Consider the following 13220-nt stretch of genomic DNA (forward strand, 5'->3'; position numbering starts at 1 on the left):
AACCTTTGCGATTGGCATTGCAGCCAAACCACGTCCCTCATGGTGAGCTTGTCGAACCACGCACCAAGACACCACGAACTTCCCTCTGCCTCTTGACGCTTCATCGCTGCCGGATGAAGCTGTGCACCATGTCACAAACGATCAAATTTTTTCTCAATGGTCAAAAACAGCTGGCGTCGGTCCGGCCGGATATGACGGTGCTCGACTGGCTGCGCAGCGCGCCGCGGCTGACGGGAACCAAGGAAGGCTGTGCAGAGGGCGACTGCGGCGCCTGCTCGGTGCTGATCGGCGATCCCTCTGGTGATTCGGTGCGCTATCACGCCGCCAACAGCTGCATTCTCGCCATGGGTCAGATCGATGGGCGGGCGCTGGTCACCGTCGAAGGCCTGAAAACCGAAATCCTGCATCCCGTACAGGCGGCAATGGCGGAAAACGGCTCGTCGCAATGCGGCTTCTGCACGCCGGGCATCGTCATTTCGCTGGCCGGCCTTGCCGCCAGCACGGCACATCCCGATGATCACGAAATCCACGATGCGCTGGCGGGCAATCTGTGCCGTTGCACCGGCTACCGTCCCATCGTTGAAGCCGCCCGCAAGGTGGCGGGCGCTGGCGGCGCCCCGATACCGGGCCTTGAGGTGAGGGCATTCGCCGAGATGGAGCCGCAAAAGGCGGTATCGACCGATGGCTCCACCTTCCATCAGCCACAAACGCTGGCGGACCTTTTGCAACTGCGCAAGGACAGACCGGATGCCCTGCTGCTCGGCGGCGGCACCGATCTCGGCGTGGCGCTGGCCGATTATCATACGGATTGGGACGAGGTCATCTCGCTGGCGCATGTGCGGGAAATGCGGGCCATCGGCGAGACGGACAACCACCTGAGTTTCGGCGCTGCCGTGACCTGGGAGGAGGTGCTGGCGCGCGTTGCCGGTTCCTATCCGTCCTTTGCCACGCTTATCCGCCGTTTCGGCTCGACTCAGATCCGCTCCATGGGAACCATTGGCGGCAATATCGGCACCGCAAGCCCGATCGGCGACGGCCCGCCTGCCTTGATCGCGCTGGGTGCCGATGTGGAACTGGCCTCGCTCAACGGCCGCCGGTTCATGGCGCTGGAGGATTTCTTCCTCGACTATCGCAAGACGGAGCTGCGGGCCGACGAAGTGATCGCATCGGTTTCCATCCCCAAGCCGAAGCCAGGGCAGGATTTTCGCGTCTACAAGATTTCCAAACGCTACGATCAGGATATCTCGACGGTCTGCGCCGCCTTTTCCGTCACCCGCGAGGATGGTCAGGTCCGCAGCGCGCGCATTGCCTTCGGCGGCATGGCGGCAACACCGCGCCGGGCGGTGGCAGCCGAGCAGGCGCTGGTCGGCACGCAGTTCGATGCGAAAGCGGTCGAAGCCTGCGCTGCGGCGATCACCGCGACGTTCAAGCCGCTCGACGACTGGCGCGGCAGCGCGGATTACCGCCTGCAGGTGGCAGCCAATCTGGTTGAACGGTTCTGGCGGGATGTCTCCGGCGAGACCGTGGAAGTGATGGCGCTATGACCGACAATGCTCCCCACACCGTCCAGCGCAGCATCGTCGGCAAGGGCATTGCCCATGATTCCGCCGCACGCCACGTGGCGGGCGAGGCGAATTACATCGACGACATGCCCGAACTGCCGGGCACGCTGCACGCGGCATTCGTGCTCTCGCCGGTCGCCCACGGGCGGCTGAAATCCATCGATCCGGCACCGGCGCTGGCCATGGACGGCGTGGCAGGTGTCTGGTGGGCGAGGGATGTGCCCGGCCACAACGAGGTCGGCCCGATCCTCAATGGCGAAACGCTGTTCGCCGAGGATATCGTCGATCATGAAGGGCGGGTCATCGCCGTCGTTGCCGCCCGCGATTTCGAAACGGCCTATCGTGCGGCGAAGAAGGTCAAAGTCGACATCGAACCGCTGGAGCCGGTGCTGGATATCGAGGAGGCCCACCGACGCAGGAGCTATGTCCTGCCGCCGCAGGAAGTCATCGACGGCGATGCCGCGACGGCGATTGCCGGTGCACCGCATATTCTGTCCGGCACGCTGCACATGGGCGGACAGGATCATTTTTATCTGGAAACCCAGATTGCCTATGCCATTCCCGGAGAAAATGGCGAGATGCTGGTGCACTCTTCGACGCAGCATCCGACGGAGGTGCAGCATCATGTGGCGCTGATTCTCGGCCTGCATGCCAATGCCGTGGAATGCCAGGTGCGGCGCATGGGCGGCGGCTTCGGCGGCAAGGAAAGCCAGGCGACGATCATCGCCGGGGCGGCGGCGCTGGTGGCTGCCAAGACGGGAAAGCCGTGCAAGCTGCGGCTGAAACGCCGCGACGACATGGCGGGAACCGGCAAGCGGCACGATTATGTGGCCAACTGGAAAGTCGGTGTCGATTCACGCGGCCGCATTCGCGGGCTGGATGTAGAATATCTCGCCCGCGCCGGAAACCTGCCTGACCTCACCGGCCCTGTCATTACCCGCACACTGACGCATACGGACAATGCCTACCATATTCCCCACGCCCGCTTTATCGGCCATGCCTGCAAGACCAATACGGTTTCCAACACCGCCTTCCGGGGATTCGGCGGGCCGCAGGGCATCCTGACCATCGAGAACATCATCGATACCATCGCGCGGGAACTGCAGCTCGATCCCAACAACGTCCGCGCCATCAACTATTACGGCGACGAAACCGGCGCGGTGACACCCTATGGCCAGCCGGTCGAAGACAACCGGCTGATCGAGGTGACCGAAGCCGTGCTGGCCTCTGCCGACTGGCGCCAGCGGCGCGCCGAGATCGATGCGCATAACGCTGCCAATCCGGTCATCCGCCGGGGGCTGGCGATGATGCCGGTCAAGTTCGGTATTTCCTTCAACCTGACCTCGCTCAATCAGGCCGGTGCGCTGGTGCACGTCTATCTCGACGGTTCGATTTTCCTCAACCACGGCGGCACGGAAATGGGGCAGGGCCTGTTCGTCAAGGTGGCGCAGGTCGTGGCCGAAGTCTTCCAGGTCGAACTCGACATGGTGCGTATCTCCTCCACCGCGACGGGCAAGGTGCCGAACACCAGCGCCACGGCGGCGTCCACCGGCTCCGATCTTAACGGCATGGCGGCGTTCAAGGCGGCCACGGCGATCAAGGCGCGCATGACCGCCGTTGCCGCCGAACATTTCGGCGTGCAGGAGGCGATCATCGTCTACCGCGAAGGCCGTGTTCACGCCGACAACGAATCCATATCCTTCGGCGAGCTGGCCAAGATGGCCTGGCTCAAGCGGGTGCAGCTGTCCGAAGCCGGGCACTACGCCACGCCGAAAATCCATTGGGACGGCAAGACGATGAAGGGCCGGCCCTTCTTCTATTTCACCTATGGCGCGGCGGTGACGGAAGTGGCTGTGGATAAGCTGACCGGCGAGACGCGCTGCCTGCGCGCCGATATCCTGCAGGATGTCGGCTCGCCGCTGAACCCGGCGATTGATCTTGGCCAGATCGAGGGCGCCTTTGTCCAGGGCATGGGGTGGCTGACCTGCGAGGAACTCTGGTGGGACAAGACGGGCAGGCTGCGCACCGTCGGACCGTCCACCTACAAGATTCCCGGATCGCGCGATGTCCCGCCGGAATTCAATGTGCGCATTCTCGACAACGCGCCCAACCGTGAGGAAACGGTGTTCCGTTCCAAGGCCATCGGCGAGCCGCCGCTGATGCTCGGCGTCTCCGTCTGGCTCGCCATCCGCGATGCCATTGCCTCGCTGGCGCAGGGTGCCGTCGCTCCCCGGCTTGATGCGCCCGCGACGCCGGAAAACGTGCTGCGTGCGGTGAACGCACTGAAACAATGCATGAAGAAAGGTCTCGATGACTCTCGATGAACTGAACGATGCCGCGCCTGAAACCTTCGTCAAGGCGCTGGGCGGTATTTTCGAGCATTCGCCCTGGGTCGCGGAAGCCGTGGTGCCGCTGCGGCCCTTCGCCAGTGTGGAACTCCTGCACATGGCCATGGCCGGTGCCGTCGACAAGGCCGGGCAGGTGGCGCAGCTTGGCCTCATCCGAGCGCATCCGGACCTTGCAGGCAAGGCCGCCCGCCAGGGCAGCCTGACGGTGCACTCGACCAGCGAACAGAAGGGCGCCGGGCTCGACCGGCTGACGGATGGCGAATTCGACGAATTCCACCGGTTGAATGACGGCTATCAGCGGCGGTTCGGCTTTCCGTTCATTCTCGCCGTGCGGGGTCATGACAAGCATTCCATCCTGGCGGCATTCAGGACGCGGTTGCAGAACAATGCCGGCGAAGAGGTGGCTGAGGCCCTGCGCCAGATTGCCCTGATCGCCCGGTTCCGCCTCGACGATCTGCTAGCCTGAGAGGTCATCCATGGGAAAACTGTCCACACATGTGCTGGATACGGCGGCCGGGTGCCCTGCCGCAGGCATGACGCTGGAACTGCATCGGATCGATGCGGATGAGATCAGGCATCTGCTCAAAACAACGGTCACCAATGCCGATGGCCGTACCGACGCACTGCTGTTGCCGCCCGGCGAAATGGCGGTCGGGCGCTACGAGCTCAGTTTCTTTGTCGAGGCATATTTTCGGGCAAAGGGCGCTGTTTTGGCGCAACCCGCCTTTCTCGATGTGGTGCCCATCCGCTTTGCCATCGCGGATGTGGAGGCGAATTACCACGTGCCGCTCTTGGTGACGCCATGGTCCTACTCAACCTATCGCGGCAGTTGAGGAACGTTTTGCAGTACAGTGGTGCGCTTGTTGAACCACGCACGATAAAAACCAGTGCCGCTCACCCGTAAATCCCGATCACATTGAATCGCCTGCGCTCGTCAGCTTTGAAGATGAGCAGATTGCCGGATGATGCCGGTGAAGCGATGGGGCATGGGATTGTCACATCCCCGCCCGCACCGTTACCCAGCAATACCCCATCCTGCGGGAAGGCCCCGCCGAGCTGCTTTTGCATGAGCGGTGAGATATCGAGAGCGATGGTCTGATTGGCCGGATCGGCGGTCTGGATCGCGTCGCCCGCGGCCCATGGCCGGATATGGGCGGGATCGCTGACCTGCAGCTGATCGGCAGCGGTATCCCATTTCGCCCAGGCCGACTGAGCCGGCGATTTGCTGGTGTTCCAGATGCGGACCATCGCGATGCCGCGCATGCTGGAGGCGAAGATGCCTGCCGCCGCCTTGCCTTTCAGTGACAGCAGGTCGGCGGAGACGGACGCACAGACGGCGCTGCCGGCGGCGGGTTCGAGAACGGCGGTACCACCGCCATCGGGCAGAAAAATCAGCCCGGACAGTTTCTTGCCCGTCCTCGGCTGGACGATGCCACCGGGAAACTGCACGGCCCCGGTTCTGCTGTCGGCAAGCAGGATATCCCGCCAGTCCTTGCCGTCGATGCTGGCCTTGATGGAAAAATCCCGGTTCCAGATCGTGCCGATCTCGACGCGGCCCTGATAGGCCGACTGAAAAAGAATGGATGCGAGCTGCTGGTCGCCTGCCTTGTTGATTTTCAGCTGATGCCCGCTGCCCGCATGGTCGAACAGTGAGGCGGGGCTCTTCACGCTCAGGCGGTTCGTGTCATCCGCCTGCGCTTGGATGCCGACGCGGTCGACGGGATTTGGTGCCGGACGGAAATCGGTCCACTGTCCCTGATTGAAAATTGCGAGGCAGTTCTCGGCAATGATCCATGCGCGCCATCCGTCCCGCGGCTGGAAGAATGCCCACGCGCCATCCTGCCATGCCGCGATGTGCCCGTCCTTGCCGCCCCACGCACCGGACGCGCCGGATGCGATGCAATAGCGGTTGCCTTCCCGCGGCTCGGCCGGCGGCTCCTTGAGTGTTCTGCTGACCACGCAAAGCTGCACCAGGGCATCCAGTGCCCGGATGGCCTCATTATGGGTGACATGCTTCTGGGCTTGCGACGGTGCGATGTAGGGGAGCTGGAGGTTCGGTGTCTGGTCCATGGCGCGTTGTTCCATCGTTGGAAAAAAGCCAAGGATAAACGCTGCCAGTCTGTGTTGGATAAAGTGGCTGAAAGGACAACCGCCAATTGACCGCCAGACGATGATTGCATTTATGTAACCCTATGTTACTGGTCTTGAAACTATTGGGGAATCTAAGGATGAGCATCTCAATCTCACAAATGCCTCAAATTGGACTTTAAGAAAAATTGCAGTTTCTCATGTCACCCAGGCATACCGTAAGCACCGAGGATCAATGAAATTGGAAAATTTTCGGCAACGCATCGCCATGATGCCGCGTCGTTATAAGCAGGTGCTCCTTGTCAGCTTTGACATGGTGGTGCTGACATTTGCGGCCTGGTTCAGCTACGTGCTGCGGTTCAACACCCTGTTTATGCCCAATACCGAGCAGGCGATGCTGATGATCGCCGCTCCCCTGATCGCATCGCCGGTGTTTATCCGGTTTGGCCTTTACCGGGCGGTTATTCGTTACCTGCCGGATAAAGCCATCTGGACGATGATGCAGGCGGTGACCTTTTCGGTGATCATCTGGGTGGTTGTCGCGTTTCTGACCCAGATGACCGGTGCCGAAGGCGTGCCGCGCGCCGTCCCCTTTTTGTATTGGGTCCTCGCCGTTGTCCTGATCTGCGGCAGCCGCTTTGCCGCCAAATGGCTGCTGTGGAGCCCGATTCGTGAAAAACTCCTGGCCCGGCAGTGCCTGATATTCGGCGCCGGCGATGCGGGGCGGCAGCTGGCCAATGCGCTGCGCAGCCAGAACGAGGTTTTCGTCGCCGGTTTCATCGATGACGATGCCACGCTGCATGGCATGGACATCCTCGGCATCCGCGTCTACCCCACCGCGCAGATCGAAGATCTCATCGATAATTTCGGCATCAACGAAATGATCGTCACCACCTCGTCGCTGAGCGGCAATCAGCGCCGTTTGCTGATGGGCAAGCTCAAGTCGCTCAATGTCAAGGTGCGCATCCTGCCGGCGATTTCCGACCTGACGGCCGGAAAATACATTGTCAGCCATCTGCGCGATATCGATATCGACGATCTCCTCGGGCGCTCGCCGGTGCCGGCCCACCCCGACCTTCTCGACAAGACGGTGGAAAACCGTGTCATCCTGGTGACCGGTGCCGGTGGGTCCATCGGTTCGGAACTCTGCCGGACGATCGTCAAGCTGGCCCCGGCCAAACTCGTGCTGTTCGATGTGAACGAGCACAGCATCTATCAGCTTCACCGCGAACTCGCCGGTATCAGCGATTGCGTTCTGGTGCCTGTCCTTGGCTCGATCAGCGATGGCCCGCTTCTCAAGGTGGTGCTCGATCAGCACAAGGTGGAGAACGTCTACCATTGCGCCGCCTACAAGCATGTGCCGCTGGTCGAGGAAAACGTCGTCGAAGGCGCCCGCAACAATGTCATCGGCACCGATGTTCTGGCGGCCGTGGCCCGCGAGGCGGGTGTCCGCAATTTCGTCCTCATCTCGTCCGATAAGGCAGTGCGCCCATCCAATGTCATGGGTGCAACCAAGCGTTGGGCCGAGCTGATCGTGCGCTACCATGGCGACGTGGCGAAGACGCGCGGCACCGGCCAGATATTCACCTGTGTCCGTTTTGGCAATGTCATCGGTTCCAGCGGTTCTGTCGTTCCGCTGTTCCGCGAGCAGATCGCCCATGGCGGTCCGCTGACGGTGACCCATGACGAGATGACCCGTTATTTCATGTCCGTTCGCGAGGCGGCGGAACTGATCATCCAGGCCGGCGCATTGTCGGAGGGCGGCGACATCCTGCTTCTGGAAATGGGCGACGCCGTACGTATCCGTGATCTCGCCGAAAACATGATTCTCCTGGCGGGGCTGTCGGTGAAGGATACCAAAAACCCCCACGGCGACATCGAGGTCGTCACGATCGGTATCCGCGACGGCGAAAAGCTGCATGAGGAACTCTTCTACGATCCGACAGGTGTTTCGGCGACGAGCCATTCCAAGATTCTGCGCGCCAAACGGCGGGTGGCGCCGGTCGATCATCTGCCTGCAGCGGTCGACGAGCTGCGCGGGCTGATCGCGCAGCAAAACCCGGATGCCGTGCGGACCCTGCTTTTCGAGAAGGCCGTCAGTTAACACGGGACCTCAATCTCGGCCAGATTCCCGTGCAGAAACAGCTGCACTGGTTTCACCGAAACAGACACGAAGCGGGATAGCGGTTGTTGAAAAGGGCTCCATCATCAGGAACGGTTGCCGTCCTCCTGGAAACCTTCAATGGTGCCGCATGTCTCGACGCGCAACTGGCCTCCATCGCCGCGCAAACCTATCCCGATATCGATCTGTGGGTCTCGGACGATGGATCGACGGATGGCAGCCGGGCGATCCTGCAGCAATGGGCGCGGCGCTGGACCAAGGGCCGGGTGACCCTGCTGCACGGCGCCGGTGAAGGGCGAAGCGAAAACTTCCGGTCGCTGATCACCAATCCGGCCATCGAGGCGGAATATTATGCCTTTGCCGATCAGCACGATATCTGGGAGCCGGAAAAGCTTGCCGCCTCCATCCGCTGGATCGAGCACAATGCTTTTGCCGTGCCATCCCTCTTCTGTTCGCGGACGCTTACCATTGCCGAAAACGGCGCCATCGTCGGTTCGTCGCCGCTTTATGCGCGCCCGGCGGAATTCCGCAATGCACTGGTCCAGAACATCGCCGCGGGCAGCACGATGCTTTTCAACCGCAAGGCGCATGATCTTCTCGCCGCGTCGTGCCGGACGACGCAATTTTCCAGCCATGACTGGTGGTTGTATCTGATTGTCTCCGGCGCCGGTGGCGTGGTGCATTTTGACCCGCAGCCGCTGGTGCGGCACCGCCAGCCGAGCCGTGGCGAGGGCTGGCAGGGGCAACTGGCTGCCTTGCGCGCCCGCTTCGCCGTCCGGTTTGCCGATCGGGCCGATCTCAACATTCAGGGGCTGGTGCGCAACCGGGATCTGCTGACCGCCGAAGCGCAGGCGACCTGCGATCTCTACTGGAAGGTGCGATCCGACAACGTCATCCGGCGTATTCTCGCCCTGCATCAGTCGGGCGTTTACCGGCAGACCCTCCCGGGCCAGATCGGGCTTTATCTCGCTGCCATCTTCCGCAGGCTCTGATCAGGCCGCTGTCTGTCTGCGAAAGCGCATCAGCACGGCGGAAACGCATACAATCGCCACCACAATACTGGCAAGCCGAAGCGGAATGCTGGTGGAGCCTGCTGCCAGAGCGCAAATGCCGAGAACGATATTCAGCCCGGCCACCGTCAGCACGACGTGCCAGACGCTCCATCCCGCACGTTTGGCAATCTGATAGGCATGTTTGGAATGAGCGGCGAAAATATTGTCGCCCTCGAGCAGGCGCTTGATCAGCGTCGTCGTGGCATCGGCGATGAAAAACAGCGGCAGGATCAGCCCGGTGGCAATGCGCATGTCGCGGGCGACCATGAAAAAGGCGAGGCCGCACAGGAGCCCCAGCGGCAGGCTGCCGGAATCGCCGAGAAAAACCGTGGCCTTGGGGCGATTGAACAGAGCAAAGCCGCAGAGCCCCCCGGCTATGGCCGCTGCGATGCTGCCGCTGGCCACGCCCGCCAGGCCAAAGGCCGCGAAGCCCGCGAGAAAGGCAAGCGGAATGCCCATGCCGGACACGACCATCAGGTCGAGGCCATCCATGAAATTGGTCAGGTTGATGAAATAGACCAGCGCCAGAACAAGCAGGCCGCGCTCAAGCAGGACCGGGAAAAAATCCGGCAGCAGGCGGAAATCCGGCCCGAGGCCGTAAACGCAAAGGCAGGCGGCGGTCAGCTGCGCGATGATCCGGATGCTTTCCGGCAGGTGATGCCGGTCGTCGAGCATCCCCGTGATCCAGAGGATCAGCGCACCTATGGACGCGGTGACGAGAAAGCGCTGGTCGAGACCCATCCGCGCGCCGAACAGCCAGAGGAGCGCCACGACCACCGGCACGATGGCAAGGCCGCCAAGCTGGCGTGCAGGCTGGGTGTGGTTGGAGCGGTCATTGATTCCCGCGGCCAGGAAATGACTCGGCAGCAACCGGATGAGAACGGCAAGAAGCACGGCGCTGGCAATGGCGGCAAGGACAAAGACGGTGAGGATCGGCGACAAGGCAGCGGCACCCTTAATCTAGGGTCAGGACCCATTAATCTGGTCGAAATGGTATGAGGCCATTTGTTTGGTTACAAGGAGCAAAGACGAAGGCAATGTGGTTCATTGTCGAGTCTTTGCGACGATGGAGCCGGGCAAATGGACCATATCCTGCGGACGCCGAAACGGCTGCAAGCTGCCGTGTCGAACTGCTCGGCCGGGGGGAAGACCCCGCCCTTCGCATCTCTCCTCGCATCTTCTTGCCGTTTCAGGCGCCATTTCGATCATATTAATGAGTCCTGCCCCTAGAGCTTGGCGAATTGTTCACACCCTTGTCATGAAAATAATGCCGAAACAATTGTGAAAGAGCGACAAACTGGGCAATCATTCACGTTGCGCAAGCTGGAACCAGAGGTTATAAGGCCGCGCTGTCCTGCGGTGCAATGCACCCGCATCGGCATTTTGGGGCGTAGCCAAGTGGTAAGGCAGCGGTTTTTGGTACCGCCATTCCCTGGTTCGAATCCAGGCGCCCCAGCCATGTCACAGCAATATCCAAGCCATTGAATATATTCATATAACCGTAATCAATCGCGTGCGGCTGCACGGCTCGCGGGCAAAACCGACTGCGCGATCCGCAACCCGGAATCAACGGTCGGTTCCCAGCCGGTTGATTCCAGCAGGGCGGCGCTTGCCACGAGATTGCCGTTGAGGGTTTGCCAGCGCTGCTGCTGGCCGGTCACGGCGGCGGCGAGATGCAGCAGTCCGGCGGGAATGCTGACCAGTCCGGCATCCCGGCCCAGGCCATGCCGGATCGCCCTGACGATTGCCGCCGCTGTCATGGGCCTCTTGTCCGCGACGATATAGATGCCCCCGTCCGTGTTCGTGCTGCACAGGCTGTGCAGGATGGCGCGGCACAGCGCCGAGCGGTCAAGCACCGAGCGTTGTCCCGTCAGTGACTGCAGCGGCAGGGGTATCTTGCGGGCCGCGAGCCTGATCAGGGCCGCCATGTTGCCTTTCACGCCGGGCCCGTAGACAAGGACGGGACGCAGGATGGTAAAGTTGCGCCTTGGCATGGCCGCGGCGATTTCCGCCTCGGCGGCAAGTTTTGCCCGGCCGTAATCATCGCTTGGCCGGGGTGGCGACAGCTCGGTGACCAGACCCTCCTGCGTGGCTCCCGATTGCGCCCGTATTGACGAAAGGAACACCAGCTTGCCGCTGATCGCCTGATCCGCAGCCCTGGCGAGTTTGGCGGCGAGGACACAGTTCACATCGTGGTAGAGCTGTGCCGCCTCCGGCAGCCGCGTGTGAGCGATGGCCGCCAGATGCACCACATGATCAAACCCGGCGAGCAGCCGCGCGAAATCTTCGTCCGGGGCGGCGGGCGAGGGCAGAGGAATCGTTTCTATCGGGAGGGTCGCCGGGCTCGCCGATGAGCGCGAAGCGCCGGTCACCTGATAACCGGCGGCCATGAGGTGCGGCACAAGCTCCTGTCCGATGAAGCCGGAAGCGCCCGTGACGAGGACCTTGCCCTTGACCATTGTGTGAAACCCCATTCCTGAACCTCACTCATATCAAGAGGTGTCGCTGCCAATCAATGCGCCAATCCATATTCATGGCGCAGAGAGCGGATTTCCTGCTGCGGCAGTACAAAAATTCGTGACAATTCAATATCCCGATAAACATTTGTTCAATCTCGGCCGAGTCGTATTGACAAGTCCCGCATGATCCGAAATGTTAAATGAAACGTTTCATGAAGGCATGAATCGCAGGGAGAGGCACATTTGCGCCGGTTTGGGAGAATCTCGGGCGCAAATTGATCTGACAGTTTTTGGCATCGTACCGCGGCACCCATCGAGGGCGAGCCGGTTTTGATGTGCATCGTCAGGCCAAGGCATTTTCCGCGGCATGAGAAGGATTTCAGGGTGGGCGCTTCGCGCACAGCCGGGAAAATACAAGGCAAAACCAAGGGAGGATAAACCTGTGAAGAAACTGCTCGCATCACTCGCCATCGTTGCGGCACTGGCCGCACCGGCCATGGCCGACAGCGCCGTCGATACATCCAAGGTGAAGAAGGAATACGTCACCTCCGCCAGCGGCAAGACCTATTCGATTGCCACGGTCGTCAAGGTCGACGGCATCGCCTGGTTCGACCGCATGCGCACCGGCGTTGCACAGTTCAAGGCGGAAACCGGCGCAGACGCATGGATGGTCGGTCCGAGCCAGGCCGATGCCGCGGCGCAGGTGCAGATCGTTGAAAATCTGATCGCGCAGGGCGTCGATGCCATCTGCATCGTGCCGTTCTCGGTGGAAGCGGTCGAGCCGGTTCTGAAGAAGGCGCGCGATCGCGGCATCGTCGTCATCGCGCACGAAGCCTCCAACATCGTCAACGTCGATTATGAGCTCGAAGCCTTCGACAACAAGGCCTACGGCGCCAAGCTGATGGAAGTTCTGGCCAAGGATATGGGCGGCAAGGGCAAGTATCTGGCCACCGTCGGCAGCCTGACCTCGAAGTCGCAGATGGACTGGATCGATGGTGCCATCGAATACCAGAAGAAGAATTTCCCGGACATGTCCCTGGCAACGGAGCGTCTGGAAACCTATGACGATGCCAACCAGGATTACACCAAGCTGAAGGAAGCCATGACCACCTATCCGGATGTCAAGGGCATCCTGGGTGCGCCCATGCCGACCTCCGCCGGCGCTGGCCGTCTGATCGCCGAAGGCGGTCTGAAGGGCAAGGTCTTCTTTGCCGGTACCGGTCTGGTTTCCGTTGCGGGCCAATACCTCAAGAATGGCGACATCCAGTACATCCAGTTCTGGGATCCGGCCGTTGCCGGTTACGCCATGAACGAACTGGCCGTCATGGCGCTGGAAAAGAAGAACGGCGAGATCAAGGCCGGTCTTGATCTGGGCCTGCCCGGCTACAACAGCCTGCTCGTTCCCGATGCATCCAAGCCAAACCTGCTCTATGGTGCAGGCTGGGTTGGCGTAACCTCCGCCAATATGGGCGATTACAACTTCTAAGGGAAAACTCACCCCCCTCTGTCCTGCCGGACATCTCCCCCACAAGGGGGGAGATCACATTGCCATCAACTCTCTCACTTACTTTGCAACATTTCAGAAATGA

General features: G+C 61.3%; 10 protein-coding genes and 1 tRNA gene. 8 read left to right on the forward strand and 3 right to left on the reverse strand.

The genetic code is table 11. From position 1 onward, the window contains the following. The first annotated feature begins 128 nt into the window (after positions 1 to 128). Genes xdhA through uraH form a run of 4 tightly spaced genes read left to right on the forward strand, consistent with a single transcriptional unit; the run spans position 129 to position 4743 of the window. Positions 129 to 1544 (forward strand): xanthine dehydrogenase small subunit, encoded by a 1416-nt coding sequence (gene xdhA, locus ACIQWS_RS04200; RefSeq protein ID WP_403170493.1) that lies wholly within the window; start codon positions 129 to 131, stop codon positions 1542 to 1544. Beyond that, positions 1541 to 3886: a xanthine dehydrogenase molybdopterin binding subunit gene (xdhB, locus tag ACIQWS_RS04205; protein WP_403170496.1), complete on the forward strand. Its 2346-nt coding sequence runs from the start codon at positions 1541 to 1543 to the stop codon at positions 3884 to 3886. Before xdhA ends, xdhB begins: the two co-directional genes overlap by 4 nt. After that, a complete protein-coding gene (gene uraD, locus ACIQWS_RS04210; protein WP_403170500.1) occupies positions 3873 to 4376 on the forward strand; it encodes a 2-oxo-4-hydroxy-4-carboxy-5-ureidoimidazoline decarboxylase in 504 nt (167 codons plus the stop codon). Before xdhB ends, uraD begins: the two co-directional genes overlap by 14 nt. Before the next feature lie 10 nt (positions 4377 to 4386). After that, complete coding sequence (uraH, locus tag ACIQWS_RS04215) at positions 4387 to 4743, forward strand: hydroxyisourate hydrolase (protein ID WP_403170503.1); 357 nt, start codon at positions 4387 to 4389, stop codon at positions 4741 to 4743. Between the two features lie 61 nt (positions 4744 to 4804). Here uraH and ACIQWS_RS04220 read toward each other — a convergent pair whose 3' ends face one another. Beyond that, positions 4805 to 5980 carry a DUF2793 domain-containing protein gene (locus tag ACIQWS_RS04220; RefSeq protein WP_403170506.1) on the reverse strand — a complete coding sequence of 392 codons (1176 nt, stop codon included), beginning with the start codon at positions 5978 to 5980 and terminating at the stop codon, positions 4805 to 4807. A 253-nt stretch (positions 5981 to 6233) separates the two neighbouring features. Between ACIQWS_RS04220 and ACIQWS_RS04225 the strand changes: the two genes are divergently transcribed. Further along, positions 6234 to 8102, forward strand: a complete 1869-nt coding sequence (locus tag ACIQWS_RS04225; protein ID WP_403170509.1) for a polysaccharide biosynthesis protein — start codon at positions 6234 to 6236, stop codon at positions 8100 to 8102. Positions 8103 to 8188: 86 nt separating this feature from the next. Continuing rightward, on the forward strand, positions 8189 to 9112 hold the full coding sequence (locus ACIQWS_RS04230) for a glycosyltransferase (protein ID WP_403170511.1): 924 nt from the start codon (positions 8189 to 8191) through the stop codon (positions 9110 to 9112). Here ACIQWS_RS04230 and ACIQWS_RS04235 read toward each other — a convergent pair whose 3' ends face one another. Then, positions 9113 to 10114: a glycoside hydrolase gene (locus tag ACIQWS_RS04235; protein WP_403170514.1), complete on the reverse strand. Its 1002-nt coding sequence runs from the start codon at positions 10112 to 10114 to the stop codon at positions 9113 to 9115. It lies immediately after the preceding gene. A 442-nt stretch (positions 10115 to 10556) separates the two neighbouring features. Between ACIQWS_RS04235 and ACIQWS_RS04240 the strand changes: the two genes are divergently transcribed. After that, positions 10557 to 10631: transfer RNA gene (locus ACIQWS_RS04240), tRNA-Gln, on the forward strand. A gap of 46 nt (positions 10632 to 10677) precedes the next feature. On the opposite strand, the gene ACIQWS_RS04245 is transcribed toward ACIQWS_RS04240, so the two are convergent. Then, positions 10678 to 11646, reverse strand: a complete 969-nt coding sequence (locus ACIQWS_RS04245) for an NAD-dependent epimerase/dehydratase family protein (RefSeq protein WP_403170517.1) — start codon at positions 11644 to 11646, stop codon at positions 10678 to 10680. Positions 11647 to 12073: 427 nt separating this feature from the next. Here ACIQWS_RS04245 and ACIQWS_RS04250 point away from each other — a divergent pair, with 427 nt between their 5' ends. After that, the gene (locus tag ACIQWS_RS04250; RefSeq protein ID WP_223611483.1) at positions 12074 to 13117 is read left to right on the forward strand and encodes an autoinducer 2 ABC transporter substrate-binding protein; all 1044 of its coding nucleotides are present in this window, start codon (positions 12074 to 12076) and stop codon (positions 13115 to 13117) included. Positions 13118 to 13220: the final 103 nt, after the last annotated feature.

Origin of the sequence: Phyllobacterium sp. NPDC097923 (assembly GCF_044760925.1) — a bacterium.
GTDB classification, from domain to species: domain Bacteria; phylum Pseudomonadota; class Alphaproteobacteria; order Rhizobiales; family Rhizobiaceae; genus Phyllobacterium; species Phyllobacterium calauticae.